Annotated in this window: 16 protein-coding genes; 12 read left to right on the top strand and 4 right to left on the bottom strand. The window is 58.6% G+C overall.

Annotation, left to right across the window (positions count from 1 at the left end; all coding sequences use genetic code 11):
* Positions 1–22: 22 nt before the first annotated feature.
* The 5 genes from AC0L21_RS18610 to AC0L21_RS18590 all read left to right on the top strand — a co-directional run bounded on the left by AC0L21_RS18610 (position 23) and on the right by AC0L21_RS18590 (position 5,906).
* The gene (locus AC0L21_RS18610) at positions 23–667 is read left to right on the top strand and encodes a hypothetical protein (protein ID WP_473263266.1); all 645 of its coding nucleotides are present in this window, start codon (positions 23–25) and stop codon (positions 665–667) included.
* A gap of 78 nt (positions 668–745) precedes the next feature.
* Positions 746–3,013 (top strand): polysaccharide biosynthesis tyrosine autokinase, encoded by a 2,268-nt coding sequence (locus AC0L21_RS18605; protein ID WP_473263265.1) that lies wholly within the window; start codon positions 746–748, stop codon positions 3,011–3,013.
* A 19-nt stretch (positions 3,014–3,032) separates the two neighbouring features.
* Positions 3,033–3,770: a hypothetical protein gene (locus AC0L21_RS18600; protein ID WP_473263264.1), complete on the top strand. Its 738-nt coding sequence runs from the start codon at positions 3,033–3,035 to the stop codon at positions 3,768–3,770.
* Positions 3,771–3,850: 80 nt separating this feature from the next.
* A complete protein-coding gene (locus AC0L21_RS18595; RefSeq protein WP_473263263.1) occupies positions 3,851–4,918 on the top strand; it encodes a glycosyltransferase family 4 protein in 1,068 nt (355 codons plus the stop codon).
* Position 4,919: 1 nt separating this feature from the next.
* Positions 4,920–5,906: a glycosyltransferase gene (locus AC0L21_RS18590; protein WP_473263262.1), complete on the top strand. Its 987-nt coding sequence runs from the start codon at positions 4,920–4,922 to the stop codon at positions 5,904–5,906.
* Here the strand turns inward: AC0L21_RS18590 and AC0L21_RS18585 are convergent.
* Together AC0L21_RS18585 and AC0L21_RS18580 are read right to left on the bottom strand one after the other, a co-directional pair.
* Positions 5,827–7,278 (bottom strand): hypothetical protein, encoded by a 1,452-nt coding sequence (locus tag AC0L21_RS18585; protein WP_473263261.1) that lies wholly within the window; start codon positions 7,276–7,278, stop codon positions 5,827–5,829. The genes AC0L21_RS18590 and AC0L21_RS18585 overlap by 80 nt on opposite strands.
* The gene (locus AC0L21_RS18580) at positions 7,275–8,366 is read right to left on the bottom strand and encodes a glycosyltransferase (protein WP_473263260.1); all 1,092 of its coding nucleotides are present in this window, start codon (positions 8,364–8,366) and stop codon (positions 7,275–7,277) included. The genes AC0L21_RS18585 and AC0L21_RS18580 overlap by 4 nt, the downstream gene beginning before the upstream one ends.
* 330 nt (positions 8,367–8,696) lie before the next feature.
* On the opposite strand from AC0L21_RS18580, the gene AC0L21_RS18575 reads away from it, so the two are divergent.
* Together AC0L21_RS18575 and AC0L21_RS18570 are read left to right on the top strand one after the other, a co-directional pair.
* Positions 8,697–10,079 (top strand): lipopolysaccharide biosynthesis protein, encoded by a 1,383-nt coding sequence (locus AC0L21_RS18575; RefSeq protein ID WP_473263259.1) that lies wholly within the window; start codon positions 8,697–8,699, stop codon positions 10,077–10,079.
* 228 nt (positions 10,080–10,307) lie between these two features.
* The gene (locus AC0L21_RS18570) at positions 10,308–11,228 is read left to right on the top strand and encodes a glycosyltransferase family protein (protein WP_473263258.1); all 921 of its coding nucleotides are present in this window, start codon (positions 10,308–10,310) and stop codon (positions 11,226–11,228) included.
* A gap of 22 nt (positions 11,229–11,250) precedes the next feature.
* Here the strand turns inward: AC0L21_RS18570 and AC0L21_RS18565 are convergent, their stop codons facing one another.
* Positions 11,251–12,591 carry an exopolysaccharide biosynthesis polyprenyl glycosylphosphotransferase gene (locus tag AC0L21_RS18565; RefSeq protein ID WP_473263257.1) on the bottom strand — a complete coding sequence of 447 codons (1,341 nt, stop codon included), beginning with the start codon at positions 12,589–12,591 and terminating at the stop codon, positions 11,251–11,253.
* Between the two features lie 489 nt (positions 12,592–13,080).
* Between AC0L21_RS18565 and AC0L21_RS18560 the strand changes: the two genes are divergently transcribed.
* Entirely contained in the window at positions 13,081–13,446 is a 366-nt protein-coding gene (locus AC0L21_RS18560) for a hypothetical protein (protein ID WP_473263256.1), read from the top strand.
* A 55-nt stretch (positions 13,447–13,501) separates the two neighbouring features.
* Here AC0L21_RS18560 and AC0L21_RS18555 read toward each other — a convergent pair whose 3' ends face one another.
* Positions 13,502–14,143 carry a nucleotide-binding protein gene (locus AC0L21_RS18555; protein WP_473263255.1) on the bottom strand — a complete coding sequence of 214 codons (642 nt, stop codon included), beginning with the start codon at positions 14,141–14,143 and terminating at the stop codon, positions 13,502–13,504.
* A 416-nt stretch (positions 14,144–14,559) separates the two neighbouring features.
* On the opposite strand from AC0L21_RS18555, the gene AC0L21_RS18550 reads away from it, so the two are divergent.
* From AC0L21_RS18550 to AC0L21_RS18535, 4 genes are all read left to right on the top strand, one after another.
* Positions 14,560–15,882, top strand: coding sequence for a calcium-binding protein (locus AC0L21_RS18550; protein WP_473263254.1), 1,323 nt, complete (start codon positions 14,560–14,562; stop codon positions 15,880–15,882).
* Positions 15,883–16,075: 193 nt separating this feature from the next.
* A complete protein-coding gene (locus AC0L21_RS18545; protein ID WP_473263395.1) occupies positions 16,076–16,681 on the top strand; it encodes a class I SAM-dependent methyltransferase in 606 nt (201 codons plus the stop codon).
* Positions 16,682–16,887: 206 nt separating this feature from the next.
* Positions 16,888–19,104, top strand: a complete 2,217-nt coding sequence (locus tag AC0L21_RS18540) for a peptidase domain-containing ABC transporter (protein WP_473263253.1) — start codon at positions 16,888–16,890, stop codon at positions 19,102–19,104.
* Positions 19,094–20,443 carry an HlyD family type I secretion periplasmic adaptor subunit gene (locus AC0L21_RS18535; RefSeq protein ID WP_473263252.1) on the top strand — a complete coding sequence of 450 codons (1,350 nt, stop codon included), beginning with the start codon at positions 19,094–19,096 and terminating at the stop codon, positions 20,441–20,443. Before AC0L21_RS18540 ends, AC0L21_RS18535 begins: the two co-directional genes overlap by 11 nt.
* The last annotated feature ends 27 nt before the right edge of the window (positions 20,444–20,470 follow it).

The raw sequence follows: 20,470 nt of genomic DNA, 5'->3' as shown, positions 1-20,470 counted from the left end.
TAATATTTAATAGGGGTTGAATATGATCTCCTTCGCGCGGTCTTGTTCGCGACGCTTGATTTTAACGTTGGCGCTCTCGGTATCCTGCACCTTGGTTGTGCCGGTGGGCGCGCTCGCTCAGCAGGGGCAACAGCAGGGTCTAGTCCAGCAGTTCAACGCCAATCCGCAGCAAATTCTGCAGCAATTTCCAAACGGAGGTGCGGCCATGATCTCGCAGCTTCGCGAGATTGCGATCGCAGATCCCAAATCCCTTGACGCGATCATGGGACTTATCCCCAACGCCAGCAAAGACCAAAAGGCTGCAATCGGCTCGGCGCTTGGGCAGGCGGCAAAGGTGGTCGTGAAGAGCGACCAGGCCTATGCCAACGACATCCTGCAGGCGATCGCCAAGACCAAGGACCAGGACGTCTTCCTGGCTTATTCGGGCGTTGCGCCTGACCAGGGAACCGCCGCAGCCGGCGGTGGTGGCGCCGGTGGTGGTGGCGGCGGCGGCGGCGTTGGCGGCCAGACGAGCGCGCTTGCCGGGGCCCCAAGCAGCACCGGTGCGCCTCAAGCCATCGGAGGAGGCAACACGCCAACCGCTAATTTCAGCTACACCTCCAGCGTCTCTGGCGGTGGGACAACGTCGGGAACGACCACTCTGCTTGCAACTGGTACCAGTCAATAGACGCGATTGCGGCCAATCGATCGCTACCGCTCCATGCGACGATCGACCGGCTGGGCCATTTTCGAATAGCGGATATTCATGAACGTACTTCCTAGTCTTGATCGGGCGGTGGCTTACGCTGGGGCGGCAACGGATCAGGTCGCCTCGTCCACGGAAGCGGTCAAGGGTCTCCTCGGTTTTTTGCACCGGCGGTACCGCCTCATCCTGGCCATCCTGGTAGTGAGCCTGGGTTGCGGGCTGCTTTATATGATCGCCACGCCGTCAAGCTATACGGCGACTGCCACTTTGATCATCGACACCCGCAAAAATCAGCTGTTTCAGCAGCAATCCGTTCTGGGAGACATTCCAATCGACAGTGCGGCCGTCGAAAGCCAGGTTCAAATTCTTAAATCGGAAACGATCGCGCTCGCCGTCATCAAGGATCTTCATCTGACCGAGGATCCGGAGTTCGGCGGCAGATCGGGGCTGCTTGGCATGATTTCCGGCGGGCTCGCATGGCTGTTTGCAGGGGATTCAAGTCGCTCTGATTTTGAAACGCTGCGACGGACTGCCGAGGCGTTCTCCAAGCATCTTACCGTACGTCGAGTGGGCCTCACCTACATCATCGAGATCAGCTTCAGCTCGCTCTCATCGGATCGCGCTGCCCAAATCGCAAATGCGGTCTCGGAGGCTTACGTCGTCGACCAGCTCGACTCAAAATATAAAGCGACCAAGCGAGCCAGTGTCTGGCTGCAGGATCGCATCAAGGAACTTCGTGACCAGGCGTCTGCAGCCGAACGGGCCGTGGTCGCGTTCAAGGCCAATAACAATATCGTGGAATCGGGCGGTCGCTTGATGAACGAGCAACAGCTCGCCGAGCTCAATAGCCAGCTGGTCGTTGCGAGGGCGCAGGTCTCGGAGGCCAAGGCGCGATTGGACCGTATTCAGACGGTCCTTCAGGCGGATGCGCCGGAATCGACGGTCGACGGGACGGTCACCGATACGTTGAACAATCAAGTGGTCAGCAAGCTTCGATCTCAATATCTTGATTTGGCTACGCGCGAGGCCGACTGGTCAGCGCGCTATGGCCGCGGCCATCTTGCAGCGGTCAATCTGCGCAATCAGATGCAGGGCATCCGCAATTCTATCCTGGATGAGCTGCGTCGACTGGCGGAGTCCTACAAGAGCGATCTTGAAATCGCAACGCAGCGCGAAGCGGGCATTCAGAAGCAGCTGTCATTGGCCGTAACGGAGTCTCAAGCCACCAATCAGGCTCAAGTTTCGCTGCGTGACCTCGAGAGTTCGTCGCAGACCTATCGGGCGCTTTATGACAACTTCCTGCAACGTTACATGGAATCTGTGCAGCAACAGTCATTTCCGATCACCGAAGCGCGCGTCATCACCCAAGCGTCCCGGCCGCTGAAGCCGAGCGCACCGAAGCTCAGCTTCGTGATGCCGATCGCGGCTTTTGCAGGCCTTCTTCTCGGGCTCGGCATCGCTCGGCTCCGTGATCTATCGGAGAACGTTTTCCGGACCACAGACGATGTCAAGGCCGTCCTGAAGACAGATTGCATCGCAATCCTGCCGTGGATCGAGGAGCAAAAAGGCCGTCCACCGATTGCCGCGGTGATCAACGGCCCCCGTGCAATTGCTCTAGAAGGCGGTCTCTACTGGCATGTGGTCAACGAGCCATTTTCCCGCTACGCCGAATCCATCCGCTCGATCAAGGTCGCAGCTGACCTGGCGCTACGTTCGGGGACGGGCAAGGTCATCGGTTTCACCTCTTCGCTGCCGAACGAGGGCAAGTCGACTGTTGCGACCGGATTCGCCGCGCTCCTGGCGCAGAGCGGTGCCCGGACGATTCTGGTCGATGGCGATCTGCGCAATCCTTCCCTGACGCGTGGCCTAACGCCTGATGCGAACCGAGGCTTGATCGAGGTTATGGCTGGACGCGACGGACTTTCGCAGGTCGTGTGGCAGGAAGGAAATACGGGTCTGCACTTCCTGCCCGCTGTCGTTGCGGCTCGCACCGCGCATACGAGCGAAATCCTGGCGTCGCAGGCCATGAAGGCGTTGATCGACGACTTGCGCAAGCACTATGACTACGTGGTGGTCGATCTATCTCCGCTCGCGCCCGTCGTCGATGTCAGGACCACAACCGACATCATCGATTCCTATGTTTTTGTCGTCGAGTGGGGACGAACCAAGATCGATATCGTGCGGCACGCGCTGGACGGCGCGCGCAGCCTGCGGGAAAACATCCTTGGGGTGGTGCTGAACAAGGCCGATCTCAAGCTGATGTCGAGATATGGCCACCACGACTACTACAGAAACGAATATTACAATCGCTACGGCTATTCCGAATAGAAGAAAATCAACGTGGCTGTTGCGCGCAGCGGTCGCTTGCTACGGCTGCCTGCTGGCCGGTTGGGCTGCCGCAACCCTGCCGATGTTTCGGCAAACCGAAGGCGCCGATCGAACCGCTGCGGCCATCCTGATGGGTCGAAGCTTTCCAACCGAGCTCGTCACAGGCTACATCGGCAATACGAGAAGTGCGGACGTATTCGGTTTCTGCAGGGCAACCGCCAGGCGCTCGTTGGCTGTATTGGACCTCTACCTTTACGAGGAAGCATTTGCCGCAAGCCGCACCGATCTCATCGACGCGAGGCTGCGAAGTCTGCTCGGTAGCGTGAAGGCGGCGCTGAACTGCGCGCCGGCAGACGCTTACCTCTGGCTGTTGCTGTTCTCGATCGAAAATGCGTCCGGCGGCTTCAAGACGGAGAACCTCGCTTATCTGCGAACGTCATATTTGATGGGACCACATGAGGGATGGATTGCGATCAAGCGCAATCCAGTGGCTCTGGCGATGCTGCCGGGACTTGATCCCGCCCTGGCGCAGACCGTCTTGGACGAATTTGCTTCCCTGGTCCAGAATGGTCTCTATGAAGAAGCCGCTTCGATCTTCGCCAGTGCCAACCCGATCGTGCGTGAGCGCCTTCTCGCCCGGGTGGCGGAGATTCCACTGGCGAGCCGGCAACGCTTTGCCAAGGCGCTCGCTGGGCATTTGCCTTCGATTGCTGTGCCAGGCATTGATCGGGAAGACGATCGTCCATGGAAGCGTTGACAGTCGATCGGTTCAAGCGGCCCCGGGTCTTGACGGTTGCCCACAGGTTCTGCCTGGGCTTCGGCGGGATCCCTGAGAGTGTGCTGCTGCTTGCGCGTGAGTTCGACAAGCTCGGTGTGCAATTGGACGTCTTGAGCAAGGATGGTCACATCGAGGCTGTGGGAGGCCTCGACCGGCTTCCCGCACAAGTTGCTGCAAAGTCCGGATCTGCCTTTGGCAATTTGAAGTGTCTCGACCTTGGTGGCTACGCTTGCGTGTTCGTTGCCGGCGCGTGGAATCCGATCGGCTGGTGGGTCGCAGCACAGGCTCGCCGCCAGGGCGTGCGCCTTGTTTACACACCAAAGGGAAACCTCGCCCGGGCTGAATTCAAACGGCACCGCGATCTCAAGAAATTGCCCTACCTGGCGTCGATTGAATTGAGTCTGTTGGCCATGAGTCAGCGGATTATTTTTTCGTCCGAGTTGGAGGCCAAAAACTCGCTGCTTGCAGGTTTATTTCGGGGTAAGTCGATTATTTTGCCTGAGCCATTCTTCGGTCCGGTTTTGGCCGATCCCCAGCCCCGTCGCCCTGGCCCGGTCCGCTTTGGATTCATGGCCGAAATAGCCCCCCGAAAGGGTCTGGCGGAACTCGTAAGTGCTTTCGTGGCCTGGCAAGCCAGGCGTGACACTCCGCATGCCGAGCTCCACGTTGCAGGCGCGCCGCGCCCAGGCTCTGAGAGGTACCATAATAGGGTCGCGCAGGAAGCTGCTGCGGCCTCGAAGCGGATTTTGTTCAGGGGCGCGCTGAGGGGAACCCTTCGGGAGCAATTCTACGAGGACATTGATTTTTTCGTTTGCCCAACCCGCTTTGAGTCATTCGGGCTTACGCCGCTTGAGGCATTATGGCATGGCAAGCCTATTATGGTTACTGATAAGCTTGGCGCGTTGGAGTTTATTTCCGATCTCCGGTGCATTATAAATTTAGGGAATGGAAATAAGGTCGATATTATCGCGGCATTTGCTGCGGCAGTGAAAGATTGGACCGAGTTTTCCGCGAGGGCTAACCAGTGGCGTATGCGCCCGGTGACGGTTATTTCGAATGATCATTTGGCGCGCGAGTTCGCCCGTGAGCTTGGAGTGGGACCGACGATGTGGGCTGACAGGAGTTAAAATGGCGGCCGCTTCGCATCATGACAGGCCGGCCGCTGCCGTCGTCATCGTCAACCACTTCAAAGCGCACCGTCTACTGGACGGTATCAGGTCGCTTCGCCGTCAAACGATTGCCAAGACCCTTGCCGTCGCAGTCGTCGAGAATTCCATGGACGAGCAAGAGCGGCGCGTTTTGTCCACGGATGCGCCGGAGGGGGCATTTCTACTCGTCGACCCCGGTAAGAACATTGGTTATGCAAGAGGCTGTAATCTCGGCGTCGCCGCTGTGCCTTACTCGCGTTACGTCGTGCTGTGCAATCCCGACGTGGTGTGGGATCAGCCCAATGCGCTTGAGCGTCTCGTCGCAATGGCTGATGCCGACCCCTCGATCGGCGTTCTGGCGCCTCTTCAATTCGATGATGATGGTGCCGCGGTTGAGATAGCAAGAACCTTCCCGACTCTGGCCGAACAAGTCAAACGACGCCTGAGCCCGCAGAGCGGAAGCGAACTCTATCTGAATGCACCGCTGACCGATGGTTCGGAGATTTCGACCGAAGTCGATTGGGTGCAATCGTCATGCGTCCTTGTTCGCAGGACGCTGTGGGATCGGATGGGCGGGCTGGATGAGCGGTACTTTCTATTCATGTCCGATGTCGAGCTTGGTCGCGCAACATGGAATGCGGGCCTGCGGGTATGCCTCACCTCGGCTGCAATGGTCAGGACCGACGGAAAACGCGCGAGTTCAGGCGGCTTCCGCGCGTTGCTTACCAACAGAGCCCAACGCGGCCACCTGATGGATGCAATCAAATATTATCTGATCAACGGTGCTCGCAAGCTTCGTCGTCAGCACATCAGCGGCGCGGCTTCTCAGCGAATCAACGCCGCACCAAACCTGCGCGGCATCACTACCGTCGGTGCGCGATCCGCAATCAAATCACTGGATGCCGCCGTTCATCCTGTCGATGTGCCAAGCGTCGCGAGAAGGCCATCCCTGTCATCGTCTCGATGAGCCACATCAGAGGCACGATCACTGCGAGATTGCGCAAAGGTCCAAGATATTCGTCCAGCGTGAGTTCTGGCTTGAGCGCCAGATGGATGACGGCAAAAGTGCCGAACACGACCGTTATCGGAGCCGGGAACTTCTGAATAACAAAGATGGCCCCCCTCAACAGACCGAGCATCACGAACGCGTATAGTCCGGCGCCGATTACTCCAAAATCGGTCATTCCGTCGGTCAGAAGCGTGTTGGCTTGATCGATGACGGGCAAGCCCAACTTGGGGTGGGCCAGGGCCTCGACCATCTGCAAGGCGATGATTTGATCCTTGCCCGGGTCGAATGCTGAGGGGATACAGAGGCGCACGTAGTAGAGGAGCGCTTCTCCATAAAGCGGAGCGGAATTGGATACCGCTTCCATCAAATCGGCGAGGTAACCGAGGAGGAAGGTCCGCTCTCGAACGTTCTCGTAAAAGAGTGTGGTAAAGCGATCCTGCAGCGAGGGGGATACCAGAAATTCCAGGCCCAGGCTCATCTGGTCACTCAGAGTGGCATTGGTGCCCAGCTCCCATCCTGCCAGTCGCAGAGCGAAGAAATACGAACTCATGAGGTAGGCAATGGCAGCACCGCAGGCCACACCCAACAGCTTACGAGACAAAGAGAGCCGCTGTAAGCCGCCGCCCAATGAGAAACCCATGGTGGCAACAATCAAGATCAGCACGATCGGCCGGCGGCCGGTCGGGACGGCCGCAAGGACAACCATCAGAAGGACAGCCGCATAAAATACCGTCATCATGTGTCGCCGGCTGCGTGCCAGCATAAAACCGGCAATGCCGGCAAGGGGCCCCTGGAAAAGCGCCGCCGCAGCACCAAGGATTGTAATCCGGCCGGCTTCGTCAATTTGAATGCCCATGTAGCCGAGATCGCCAGCAAGATAGGCGGCAACAATCAGCACAAGTCCGAAGGTCGCTAAAGCGAGCGAGAACCAGCTGTCTTCGGTCGCTTCCGTCATCTTGGTTACGACGGGGCTCTCGAGCTGCCCGACGATCAGGAGCAGGCCACAGATGATGTTGACCAACGCCAGCGTCGATGAGATGAGCTCGATCGGCCGATCTTTCACCATGATGGCAAACTCCGGAGCCGATGGCGCGCTCAGATAGGTCGACAGAGAGCCGCCGTCATAGGCAAACAGGAGAGAGGTGGCGAGGATCCAAGTGATGCGCAGGGCCTTGCGATCGTCGATCGCGGTGTAGATCGTTGCGAGGCCAATGATGAAACCGCAGAAGGCTACGGCTACGAACAGCGCCAGATTTGGCCACAGCAGAAGGGCAAGGCTGCAGAGCAGCAAGGCCGACCCGAAACGCGGGATTGTTAGAAGAAAATTCACGGAATGTGATCCTTGCGCTCGGCGAGAACCCTCACCATGAACGCGGCGTAGTGGGCTGCGGCAACATCGTCCGAAAAGCCTCCCGCGTGACTTCGCGCTGCGTCCGATTGCTCAGTCAGCCAGGCCCAGTTTCTCGCAATCGTGACCGCTGACTTTTGCGGCTGTTGAGGATCAATCAAGAGGGCCGCTGGCCCAGCGATGCTGCGCATCGGCTCCTTGTCGGTGGTAATCACCGGGCAGCCGCAGGCCTGGGCCTCGATGATCGGCCAGCCAAACCCCTCCTCAAATGAGGGGTAGAGCAACGCTTCGGCCCGCATATACAGAGCCTCGATCAGTTCGTTCGATGCCTCGCTCAGGACAATCAAGTTCCGCTGCCATTTTGTGGCGATTCGCCGGACGTCGTCAGGAAGAGGCGGTCCTACACAGACCATCGACGCCTCGCGAAGCGACGGCTCCCATTCGGGATGATCGCGCAAAAGACCGAACAGCTCGACCGCGCCACCGCGATTCTTGTACCAGAGATTGCTTCCAACATGCAGCAGAAACGGATGGTCAACTGGCAAGCCTGCCTGCCGCAAGAGCTCGAACGCGCGGTCCTTGTCCATGCCGCCGAACCCGATGACCGGGTTGGAAATAACATCGTTGATTCCTGAAGGGACCCCGATCAGGCGTGTGAAATCTGCCTGCGTCGGCCCAGAGACAAAGGCAACGTTGGCGAAGCGGTGAAGGGAGCGGCGGATCAGTCGCTGGAGATAGCGTCCTGTTCTGGGCAGGCACTGGCCTTCGATCTCCCCGGACAAGACCTTGATCGGGATGAGGTCATGGCAAGTGATGCTCATGGGCGTCGAGCCGAGCAACAACGCATATGGCGCGTTGGAGTGGTCTGCGATATGGACCAAATCGTAAGCGGAAGCCCGCGCCTTGAGCTCTGCCGCGAAAAGCAAAAACTTGTCCACGAACCCCAGCCATTTGCGTGCTGTACCTTGCTTGGAGACGAGCCTCGCAAGGCGAGCCTGCGGGGCGACGAGGTCGACCTCGAAGCCCTGGCGTCGCAAGGCGGCCGCGAGCCAGCATGTATAGCGGAGCATCGAAAACTGGTGGTCCGGGGCGTAGTTTCCAACCAGGAGAATGCGTGCAGGATGATTCATTAGGGGATGGCGGAGCCTTCGGCCTGGTTCAAAGGAAGTGTTGTAGCCCGAATCGGACCCAAAAAAGCATCTGCGGCCGCTTCCACCGAGCGATCGAAAATTAACGTAAAAGACCTACCAAGGGGGAACCGGACCGATTTCTCAATAAAAGAGACGGGTCTGTGGGCAAAACCCTGTTGAAGGGCAAGATAAGGACCTGCAGGCCAGGATAAGTGCAGGATGAATATTTGCCGTGACCATGCTCCTCGCGCCGGCGTCGGATTTTGATCCATGCCTGCCTTGATCAAACGCCTTGCGATCGGTCTCGTCGGGCAGGGAGTTTGGCGTGTTGCCGTAGCGCTCAACACCGTGGCGCTAATCCCTGTGCTCATTGCGACGTGGGGGCTTGAAGGTTACGGCCAATGGATGACGATCAATGCGCTCGTCTCCTATCTGGCGTATGCCAATTTAGGCCTCGTGGCTGCCGCGACGAACGAACTCATCATGCTGGTTGCCGCGGGTGATCGCGTACGCGCGCAACGTTGCTTCCAGATGTGCTGCAATCTTGCGCTTGGCCCGTTTCCGCTCGTGCTTACCGTCATCCTTGCGCTTGCAGCGGGTCTGCCCCTTGTCAGCTGGTTCAATTTGCATGAGTTCTCCCCGTGGGCGGTCCTGCTCATCCTCGCGTTTGGGGCGCTGCAACTTTGCTTTGAAACCCTTCGCGGCTTCATGGCCGGAGTACTGTATTCGGCGGGAAGCTACGGGCTTGCCTACAACGTTGCCGCAGGCGCCAAGCTTGTCGAACTTTGTTCGGCGATTTTCGTGGTCGGAGTGCTCGGCGCCCGACCGGTCGCTCTTGCGGCACTTACGGCCGCCGTTGCCCTGATCGATCTGATCATCGTGATCCGGCTGGTCCGGTCCGCAGCGCCATGGGCGCGCTTCGATTTCGGCGTCATGGACCTCCCGCTCTTGCGGGATCAATTACGGCCAGCGTTAGGATTTAGCTGCTATAACATCGCGAGCCAGGGTGTCCTCGTCCTGGGACCGCGACTGGTGCTCAGTGCGCTTATGGGAGGCTCCGCGGTTGCCATCTATGCTGTGTATGCGACCGCGATGCGCCTTGTTGATCAGGTTTTTCTCACCTTGATGGCGCCGCTCGGGGTCGAGGTCAGCCGTGCCGCCGGAGCCGAGGAGAAACCGCAGGTTGTTCGGTTGATTGCCTTGCTTATTCAGTTGTCGACAATCCTGTTTCTCGGCGTTGCGCTTGCCCTCATGACTCTTGGCCCGAGCGTCTTCGACTGGTGGACTCATGGCCGCGTTGTCTTTCAGCACGAACTCATGGGCCTGTATCTGTTCATGTCGGCTGTCAGCCTGCCCGGCAGAATAGCCGCGCAGGTTCTGATCAGCGTTAATGCACTACGCCGTGTCGCGCTTTGGGTTCTTGTCGTCGCTCTTTCGTCGCTGGCGCTTGGAGCTATGCTGGTCCAAAGGCTCGCTATTGCAGGCGTGTTGGCCGGGCCCATCTGCGGAGAGCTCGCCATTTCGATTCTGCTATGGCTCTGCCTTGCGCGATGGCTCGCGTTGCCGTCCGGCGAAATGCGACACCGGATCCTGGATCTCGGCACGCTATTTGGTCAGGTACGCGCACACACACGGGCATGGATTGGGCGCTAGGGGAGGTTGCGTATGGGCGGACCCAGGCTGCTTTACGTCGGGGATGACGGGGTAGGCACGACGTCACGTGATCGCGCCGATGCGCTGGTCAGACTCGGAGCTCAAACGACGCTGTTGCCGGGGGTTACCATCCCCGGCCTGCTAGGTCGTGTCGAGTGGCACATACGGGCGCGGCTCCAGACGGGTCCTGTCGTGGCGCGAACGAACGCAGCCTTAATCGAGGCGTGCGTGGGAAATAGCTACGACATACTCTGGATCGATAAAGGGTGGATGATACGACCCTCGACGCTCAAAGCGATCAAAAGCAAAGTCGGCGTCATCGTCCTCTTCAACAACGACAATCCGTGGGGCGAGCATGAACGGGGCTTGTGGCGATTACATCTTAAGATTGTCCCACTCGTCCATGAGGTGATGACGCCAAGGTATAGCGGGGTGCGGCCCTATGAACTGGGAGGAGCCCGCCGAGTGTCGGTGGTCGATTTTGGCTTTGCGCCGGAGCGACATTTCCCACCTCCAGCACCGGTCAACGCTGAGCATGATATCAGCTTTATCGGTACCGCATTGCGCGACGGGGGCGGCATTCGCCCGGACCGGACTACATTGGTCCTGCAAATGGCAAAGCGCATGCCGGGCAGGATCAGCGTGTTCGGCCACGGCTGGCGGCGCGCGCTGCGCGGTCAAGAGAGGCTGTTCGCTCACGTCGGTCCGGGCGTGTGGGGCGACGGATATCGGACGACTATCTGGGCATCGCGCGTGAGCCTAGCGTTCATCACAAAGGACAATTGGGATGAGCTGTCGCACCGCGCTTTGGAGATTACGGCGTGTGGCGGCTGCCTGCTGGCTGAGCGCGCTTCACGTCTGGAGCAGAGTTTCAGGGAAGACGCGGAGGCCGTGTATTTCTCGAATATCGATGAGATGGTCGCAAAAGCCGTCGCATTGCTTGAAGACGAGCCTCGGCGTCAGGCGATCGCACAGGCGGGCCTCAGGAGGGCTTGCGGCTCGGGTTATGACAATGTTGCTCGTCTTCGGGATGCCATCGACAGAAGCCCGCTTTTGCGGCCATTCTTTTCGCATCTTCGGGATGACAACGCTGCCTTCACCCGCGGTGCATTACGGAATCCCAATATTCCTCCGCGAGAGGATATTTAATTTCACGCCGATTTCGCTTCGATCAATAAGTCCGTTTGTAGGTATCGATCGACAGGCACATCAGCGCGGTGAGTGCCAAGATCTTGAGATCAAAATAAAACGACCAATTGTCAATGTAGAATAGGTCGAAGTCGATTCGCTTTTGCATCTTCCCCAGCGTATCGGTCTCTCCTCGAAGCAAGTTGACTTGCGCCCAACCAGTGATGCCCGGCTTGACGTTATGGCGTCGCGACAAGGGCGGTATTCTCTCTTCAAACATCTGATTATGAGCGAGCGCATGCGGCCTTGGGCCTACTAACGACATCTCGCCGCGCAGCACATTGAAGAGCTGTGGCAATTCGTCGAGACTGGTCGCCCTGAGCTTTGCACCGACCCACGTCACTCTGTTGTCATTGCGCGTTGCCTGGCGGAACGCGTTCTCCTTGTCGTCCGCGCGCGCCTGCATCGTGCGGAACTTCAGCACGGTAATGGCTTGGTTGTTGAAGCCGTGACGGACCTGACGAAAGAGGGCGGGGCCCGGGCTCGTCAGTTTGACAAGGCCAGCTACCATCAACATCAGCGGTGCTAAAACCACGAGCAGCGCCGCGCTGACAACGATGTCGAAACCGCGCTTGAGAAGTTCATCGGCAGCAGACAGCGGGTGGCCCTGCACCTTCATGGTGGCCACGTCGCCAAAGGCGGAAATCTCAGAGGAGGACAGCAGCCCGTCAAGTTCAGGCACCATGACGTGAACCGCGACCGGCAACTGTGATAGCTGGTCTAGCATGAGCTTCACACGCTCAAGCTCTCGCGACTTCGCCAAGACAAAAATCTCATCCACGGCCAATGAGCGGCAGGCCTCGATCAGTTCTCGGGTCGCCGGACCTGGTTGGTCGACGTCTAAGCTCGAAAGCGGGAATTGGGCGATCGTGACGACCCCGTTCGCGCCAAGGCGCTTTGACAATGCAATGGATGAGGCGGGATCGCCGATCAGAAAAGCGCGGCGGAGCGCCAGCCGACCGCGGCCGAGCGCCCGTTCCTGATGGCGAATCAGGAATCCGCGCAGCGTCAGGGTCGCAAAGCATACGGTGACCAATTGCGCGAAGAATGCGCCGCGAGAATATTCGTCGGACATTTTAAGGAGAAACATTCCGCTCAATAAAAAGCAGAATGAGAGCACAGTGGCGCGGACGGCATTCCAAAGCAATTGCCGGCGCCTGAAATTCAGCAGGTGAGCGGTGTCTCCCAGCCAGAGCGTACCTCCGCAATACAGCGTAGCGAGCAGGAGGGCGGCCGAAACATAACGGGTCGCGGTGGTGGCGTCGGGGACGACAGCGTTGTGATAAACCTTGCTCGCCAGATAGGCTGAAGCCGTGACCGTCATAAACTCGAGGCTCAGCAGTCGTAAGGCGGCCCTCGCAGCCGGTTGCAGCCCGAATCCAAACAACCAAACCGATTTGCGCGGCAAGACATCCGGCCCAGACGTCAAACATATGCGAGAGGCGGTGGTGCCAGCTGATGGATCGGGCCGGGATTCTCCTCGATCATCGCTGCGATGCAAAGAAGCAACTCGACGGGCGGACGCATGTTTGCGTATGCCAATTTCGTGACGCATACCCCACCACCCCAAATGCAATTAACAAATAATGATCATATCATAACAAATTAACGCACGCCCTAAAGGGCCAACGCTATCTTAACCTTTTATTTACGGTTCGCAAACTCACACTTTGTTAATTCAATGGCTGGAATGGGCCTTCTTATGTATCGTCTCCAGTGGCCGCGACTGCCGCGCGTCGTCTCTGTCGCCATCATCCTCGCTGCGGCTCTCCCATTACTCCTTTTTGCCTCGGCGGCGAGGACGCAGGGGGCCATGAATGCGCTGACAGGGCTTGGCAGCAAACCCGAAGTCGGTGGGACCTACCGCCCCCGAGAGGTGCCGCAGCCCAAGATCAGCAGCAGTGGCAGTACCGAGATTCTTCGCCACCGTGATTTCAGTGGAAAACCGTGCATCAGCGTTGGCGGATTTGCACGGCCGTTTGCAACCAGCCCCAACCTGTTCGACCATGTCATCAGCGCCGAGAATAACTGCCCGAAAGCAATCCAGCTGCAGGTCTGCTATTTCAAGAGCACCGAGTGCACCCGGGTTGCGGTTGCCGGCTATGGCCGGAAAGAGGCCATCCTTGGTACAATGCCCTCGCAAAAAGATTTCCGCTTCGAGTTCCGTGAGAAATTCTGACGTCCGAAGCGCCAAAACCATCCAATACGTTCCGTGTCTTCCACAGGGCACGTCGTTAGGGACGCCCCAGAACGTCTTCAACAGTGTCAGCAAGCGCGCGAATCTCGATGTCTGCGGGTTCATCTGGTGCAAAACTGGCCACTGATTGTCCAACCGAGAATGAGCGGACGAAGGCCGAGCGTGCCGAAATTGCGCCTGCGACGGTTTCACCAAACCCCTGCAATTCCTGAACAAGCTGGCGGCCCTCCAACGTTCTCATGTCGAGCCTGTTTGGAACCAGGACGACCTTGGCGGGCTTGCGGCGACGCGCCCGCACCGCTTGGATGATCGCGAGTGTTGCGGCGGTGGCTTCGACATCAAGGCCCGAGGCCGTGCAGGGTATCAAGATCAGGTTGGCCAGCGCGATCGAAGCCCCCATCTCGCGCTCGTTGGGTGCGGTATCGATGACGAGCATCTCGGATTGTACGTTTAAGACATCGCGCGTCCAAGCCGCAACTGGATCGGCGCCTAAGCCTATCTCGTGAACGGGAAATTCCAGCTCGCCGGGCTCGGCCCACAAGGATGCCGAACGCTGTGGATCCGCATCGATCAAGGCTATGCGGTGGCCGCGCCTGGCGAGTTCGGCGGTGATGCAAACAGCGATGGTGGTTTTCCCGACGCCACCTTTGCGTTGGGCAATCGTGATAATCGTGCTCATGAGCGACGAAGACCGTACCATCTGTTTTCTGATGATCCACGGCAGCCGTCGGAGGGCAAGGGCGATCGCGTCAGCAAAATCAAGCCCATGACGCCGACCTGTGACAGGCTCCGTACATAAGAAGCGAATGGGCGCCGATCGTATGCATCAGCAAGCGGTCCGGCTTTGCCGATTCGTACTTCTCCAATACCTGAATTGAAATTAACCACAATGTGACGATGCCTACGATTTAAGTTGCCGGCAATTAATTTATGATCTTGCACGCTCTGCGGTACTCAGTTAACAGTTGCCTAACAGAGGCGAGGAGGGGATAGAACCTCTTTATCGTCTCTTGAAATGCCTTTTTCGAGGTTGATTCACTTCCATCTGGCCTCCCCATGAGCCGGCTGGGTTAAAAAATTTCAGGGGTCTTTAGTATGGCTGTCAGTTACTTGACGAAGACGGATTTGAATACCGACCTCACGAACGCAGGCCACCTTGATCCGACGGTCCAAGCGGCGCTGATCGCGTCGCTTGAAAACAGCGGCGTCTATGATCCGGGTCTTGAGGACGGCAAGAAGGCCTGGGTCGAGGACGGTCCTTACGCTGGCGGTCCGGTTCCGCCGATCGTTCAGGTCCTGGACCTTACAAATTCTGCCACTGTTCAGACCTCGTCGACGCTCAAAGCCATCATCATGGATGATGCGGGCGGCAACCAGCTCTATGTGACCGACGCGCCGAACGCCCATAACAACATCTTCGTGGCGATGGGCTCGGGCAATGACAGCATCAACCTGTTCGATAGCGGCAACGATACGGTGCACGGCGGATCGGGCGCTGACGTGATCGGCGGCGGAGCCGGCAACAGCCAGCTCTTTGGCGATGGCGGCAGCGATACGCTCTACGGCGGCAGTGCCCAGGATAGCCTGTATGGTGGTGCGGGTGACGATTTCCTGCGAGCAGGCACGGGCGGGTCACAGTTGCTCGACGGTGGCGCGGACAATGATGATATCCGCGATAATCTGTCGGGTACGAGCACTCTCTCGGGCGGTGCAGGTAACGATACGATCTGGGGTTACGGCGCCGATACGCTCTATGGCGGCGGCGGCAACGACGAGCTGCACGGTGGCATCAATTCCGTGGTCATCTCCAACAGCGTCGCGGGCGACCACAGTTCGCTCGGCTCGGGCAGCACGCATGTAGGCGAAGCCAATTCACTGCAGGGTGGTGCTGGTTCTGATACGCTCTATGGCGGCGGCGGCAACGATACCCTGATTGGCGGGTCTGGAAGCAACTTCCTGGTTGCCGGCACGGGGGCACATCAGCTGCTGCAGGCAGGTTCCGGCGATACCAGGCTCTATAATCCAGGTTCGACGGGGGCCGCGGGCACCGATACCCTCATTGGTGGTGCCGGTAACGACACCATCATCGGTCAGCAGGGTGATTACTTCCAGGATACGGGTGCTGCAGGTTCGCACAACCAATTCTGGGTTTATGGCGGTACCGGCGCAGGTTCGACCCTGCAGGGCGGTGCCGGCAACGACGAATTCCACATCGAAACCAAGATCGGCAATGATACGATCATTGGCGGCGGCGGTACCGATACGGTCGGTTTCAAGGACCGCTCCTTCAACGATGTCACGGATCTCCACAATACGGCCCCCGGCAGCTACACCATCACGTTCAACGATGGGCAAGAGGTCAAGGTTACGGGCATCACCGAGCTTTACTTCACCGATCAGGCGGTCAAGCTCACCTAATTCCGCTCATCGGCGGATCAGAAAGCCCCGCTTCGGCGGGGCTTTTTCGTTCGAGTAAGCTGTTGAGCTATCATCATTTACCGTTAACTCGCTGAGGCGCGTTTCCGGCTGGCAGGGGCTCGGCCGGCTTGGTAATCTTGAGCCAGCGCTCGATGAGTGATCACCGGAAGGAACGTCGTTGCCCCACAAGCGCATGCTCAATGCCGGCTCCGGCCCAGGTCCGGCCCGGCGAATCGCCCGGATGACGGCACAGGTCGGCTGGGAGGAGGTCCGTTTGGACATCGATCCAGGCGTTCGGCCGGACGTCGTGGGCTCCATTACGCGGCTCGATGCGTCCTTTGGTGCTCAAGCCTTTGATGCCGTCTGGTCCTCACACGTCCTTGAGCATCTGTATGCCCATGAGGTCTATCCGGCGCTGCGGCAATTCCATCGGGTGCTAAAATCTGACGGCTTTGCGCTCATCATGAGCCCGGATCTTGAGGCGGTGGCCCAATTCATCGTTGAGCACGGGATCGCTGCGGTGGCTTACGAATCGCCGGTCGGGCCGATACGCCCGCTCGACATGCTCTATGGCCATACCCGTTCCATCGAGGAAGGGCAGCATTACATGGCGCACCGCACCGGCTTTACTCCGGAGCGGCTTGGAAACCTGCTGCTCAGCGCTGGTTTCGCCACGGTATCGGTGCGGAGCCAGGACTTTGAGGTGTGTGCGCTGGCGATGATGCCTGAGGCCGATGGCGTGGCCATTCAGCGGGAGCTTAGCGCCTGCGGTTTTGATTTTCAGGAGCAATTTGCCTAACCTGTGACCGGAAGCGTCCTCGCCGCTGTGTTAAGGTTTACTGCAGAAGAGGTGGCGTTTTACCCCCTGGAAGCGGGCTTTCCGCATAGCAAGATCACCTGATTTATTATATGAATTTAATAGCTTGAGCCGAATATCAGGGCGTCAGATTTCTTGGCCCTGTTGAAGGCGACATCGTTTCTTCAGAGGTTAGAGACAGGACCCCAATGAGCTCCGAACTCGTTCGCGAAGGCGCCTTGACCGACCCCGCGCCTGCCTCAGCACTTGAGTGTCTTGTCATCGTCGCCCGACAGCACGGGATGCATTTCACGCCGACGCAGCTGGTGCAGGACAATTTGCTCCGCGATCAGAACGTCTCAATCCCGCAGCTGATCAAATGTGCCGAGAATGCCGGCATGAAAGCCAAGGCGGTCAAGCTCGATTGGGCGCATCTGGCGCAGCTGAAGAAGGCGCTGCCGGCGATCGTCTGGCTTCGCAATGGCGCCGCCATGGTGCTGCTCTCCGTCGATGGTGATCCGCAAAATATCCGCATCACGCTGCGTGATCCCAACGCGGCTGACGATGCCTTGCTGGTGATCGACCAGCCGCGGTTTGAAGACATCTGGTCGGGTGATGTCGTGCTGATCAAGCGCGACTACGAGATTTCAGATGAGGACCAACCGTTCAGTTTTGGCCTCATCACCTCGTTGATCTTTCGCGAGCGGCGCATGGTGCGCGACGTCGCGATCGCCGCGCTCGTGCTCGGTTTCCTGTCGCTCGCGCCGATCATGTTCTGGCGTCTCATGTCGGACAAGGTGATCTTCTACAAGGCGTACAACACATTTTATGTGCTCTGCGTCGGCATGCTGGTCGTGATCGCATTCGAGGCCGCGTTCTCGTTCCTGCGACAGTTCTTGGTGCACCGGCTGACCTCGCGTCTCGACGTAAAGCTGTCCACCTACGTTTTCGAAAAAGTGTTGAGCCTGCCGATCGACTATTTCGAGCAAAACGCGGTCGGACTGATCTCGCGCGACATCCGCGAAGTGTTCCGGGTTAGAACGTTCCTGGTTGGCCAATTGTTCGGCACCATCCTGGATTCCACGATGCTGCTGTTCTTCCTGCCGGTGATGTTCTTCTTCAGCCCGGTCATGACCTTCATCGTACTCGGATTTGCCGGCCTGATCGTAGCCTGGCTGGTGCTCATGCTGCCGGCTTATCGTAAGAAATCAGGTGCCGTGATGGCTGCGGAGGGCGCACAAGGTGCGTTCCTGATCCAATCGCTGAACGGCATTCGCACCATCAAATCGCTCGCGCTCGACGCACGCCAACGGCATATGTGGGACGTGTTGGTCGCCCGCGTCGCCAAAGCGCGAATTGGCGAGGCCATGACCGGCACCATGATCCAAACCGTGGTTCGACCGCTGGAGCGGCTCGCGGTCAGCGGCTCCTACGCCATCGGCGTTTATCTGGCGCTCATGACCAACGATCCGATCTATATCGGCGCCATGTTTGCGTTTCTGATGCTGTCGCAGCGGGTTTCCGCTCCGCTGATGCAAATGGCGCAGCTTATCAACCAGTATGACGAAGCGCGCACGGCCGTCGCCACGGTCGGCAAGCTTGTCAATCAACCCGCCGAAGAGGGCCGTTCAGGTCACGGTGTGCGTACGCCATTCAAGGGGCAGGTTGAATTTTCCGGTGTTACCTTCAAGTACAAGGGAACGGTCACGCCGGCGCTCAACGACGTCTCGTTCGAAATCCCGCAAGGGCAAACGCTCGGGATCATGGGCAAGAGCGGCTCGGGCAAGACTACGATCACCCGGTTGTTGCAGCGGCTGCACTCGGAATATGGTGGGCTTATCAAGATCGACGGTATCGATGTGCGCGAGTATGATGTCGACCATCTGCGGCGCAATGTCGGTGTTGTGCTGCAGGAGAACTTCTTGTTCAGCGGGACCATCCGGGAGAACATTGCGGCGGCCAAGCCTGACGCTACGTTCGATGAGGTGGTGCGCGCGGCGCGACTTGCCGGCGCCGAGGAGTTCATCGACAAGCTGCCGCGCGGCTACGAGACCTATATCTATGAAGGCTCGCCGAACCTTTCCGGCGGACAGCGGCAGCGCCTTGCGATTGCGCGAGCGCTGATCGTCGACCCGCCGATCCTGATCCTGGACGAGGCCACGAGCGCACTCGATGCCGACAGTGAGGCGATCGTCAATGCGAATATCGCGCGCATCGCTCAGGGGCGCACGTTGATCGTCATCTCGCACCGTCTATCCTCGCTCGTGAAGTGCGACGCTATCGTGGTGCTCAACCGCGGCGTGATCGACGACGTGGGCCGGCACGAGGAGCTCCTGGAGCGCAACGACATCTATAGCGGGCTCTGGCATCAGCAGAATAATCATATGATTGCACCGGTTCGACGGAGCCCCAGCCTTGTCTCGTAGTCAGCAAGCATCCCTTACGACGGTTCGACAGTTTCAGTCCGAGACGGACGCAATCCGCGAGGAGGCAGAGCCCCGGGTTGCCCGCGCCACCCTGTTGGTGCTCACGGCTTTCGTTGTCGTGATCGTTGGGGTCATGTGTCTGACGCGCATCGATCGTGTGGTCTCGAGCGTCGGCGGCAAGATCGTTCCGGTCGACCAAATCACGGTGTTGCAGGCGCTCGACCCCTCGATCATCAAGACCATCGACGTCAGGGAAGGGGATCAGGTCAAGACCGGGCAATTGGTCGCTACGCTTGATTCTACCTTTACCGCGGCGGATGTGCACCAGTACAAATTGCAGATCGCGAGCCTTGAAACGCAAATGATGCGGGACAAGGCCGAGCTCGAAGGAAAGGTGCTGGTCTTCCCCGATCGCGATGATGAGGCGTTCAAGAGCTATGCGGATGTGCAGGGGGCGCTGTACGACCAGCGCGATGCGCAGTACAGGGCGCAGCTATCGAGCTTCAATTCCAAGATCGAGCAGACCAAGGCTACTATCCAGAAGCTCGAAAAGGATGACGAGCGGTTCGGCCAGCGCGAAGAGATCGCAAAGAAGGTCGAAGACATGCGCTCGAGCCTCGCTGAGAGCGGCAGCGGTTCGAAGCTCAATCTCTATGTCTCGCAAGATCAGCGCATCGAACTGTTGCGGCAGATGGACAGCACGCATAACAGCCTGCTCGAATCCAAGCATACGCTGCAGTCGCTCATGGCCGATCGCAATGCCTTCATCCAGCAGTGGCGTGCGCAGCTCAGCCAGGACCTGGTCCAGACCCGCAATAATCTGGATATCGCACGATCGTCCTACGAAAAGGCCAATAAACACCAGGATCTGGTGCGATTGACTGCAAGCGAGCCATCGGTCGTGCTGACCATGGCAAAGCTTTCGATTGGCTCCGTTCTAAAGCCGGGCGATCCCTTTATCACTCTCATGCCGATCGGCACGCGCCTTGAAGCGGAAATCAAGCTTGCGTCCCGGGACATCGGGTTTATCCGTTCGGGGGATCGCTGCACCATCAAGGTGGACGCGTTCAACGCCACAGAACATGGCACGGCCGAGGGCAAGGTACGCTGGATCAGCGAAGGCGCATTTACGCTGGACGACGATGGCCGGGCCGTTGAGGCCTATTACAAGGCGCGTTGCTCGGTCGAGCACGCGAACTTCATCGATGTGCCCCAGAACTTCCGCTTGATCCCCGGCATGACCCTCACCGGGGATGTCAACGTCGGAACACGATCGGTTGCGATGTATCTGCTCGGCGGCATGCTTCGAGGCATGAAAGAGGCCATGCGCGAGCCATGATGGCAGCCCAATTTCTCCTTTGGCGAG

Source organism: Bradyrhizobium sp. WSM4873 (assembly GCF_055811355.1).
Note: the sequence above shows the minus strand (reverse complement) of the source record. Positions and strands in the feature narration are given on the sequence as shown.

Excerpts from the sequence above, each read along its gene's own strand:
- AC0L21_RS18610 (WP_473263266.1), top strand. The coding sequence starts at position 23 with ATGATCTCCTTCGCGCGGTCTTGTTCGCGACGCTTGATTTTAACGTTG.
- AC0L21_RS18605 (WP_473263265.1), top strand. The coding sequence starts at position 746 with ATGAACGTACTTCCTAGTCTTGATCGGGCGGTGGCTTACGCTGGGGCG.
- AC0L21_RS18590 (WP_473263262.1), top strand. The coding sequence starts at position 4,920 with ATGGCGGCCGCTTCGCATCATGACAGGCCGGCCGCTGCCGTCGTCATC.
- AC0L21_RS18580 (WP_473263260.1), bottom strand. The coding sequence starts at position 8,366 with ATGCTCCGCTATACATGCTGGCTCGCGGCCGCCTTGCGACGCCAGGGC.
- AC0L21_RS18575 (WP_473263259.1), top strand. The coding sequence starts at position 8,697 with ATGCCTGCCTTGATCAAACGCCTTGCGATCGGTCTCGTCGGGCAGGGA.
- AC0L21_RS18565 (WP_473263257.1), bottom strand. The coding sequence starts at position 12,591 with ATGACGGTCACGGCTTCAGCCTATCTGGCGAGCAAGGTTTATCACAAC.
- AC0L21_RS18560 (WP_473263256.1), top strand. The coding sequence starts at position 13,081 with ATGAATGCGCTGACAGGGCTTGGCAGCAAACCCGAAGTCGGTGGGACC.
- AC0L21_RS18555 (WP_473263255.1), bottom strand. The coding sequence starts at position 14,143 with ATGAGCACGATTATCACGATTGCCCAACGCAAAGGTGGCGTCGGGAAA.
- AC0L21_RS18550 (WP_473263254.1), top strand. The coding sequence starts at position 14,560 with ATGGCTGTCAGTTACTTGACGAAGACGGATTTGAATACCGACCTCACG.
- AC0L21_RS18545 (WP_473263395.1), top strand. The coding sequence starts at position 16,076 with ATGCTCAATGCCGGCTCCGGCCCAGGTCCGGCCCGGCGAATCGCCCGG.
- AC0L21_RS18540 (WP_473263253.1), top strand. The coding sequence starts at position 16,888 with ATGAGCTCCGAACTCGTTCGCGAAGGCGCCTTGACCGACCCCGCGCCT.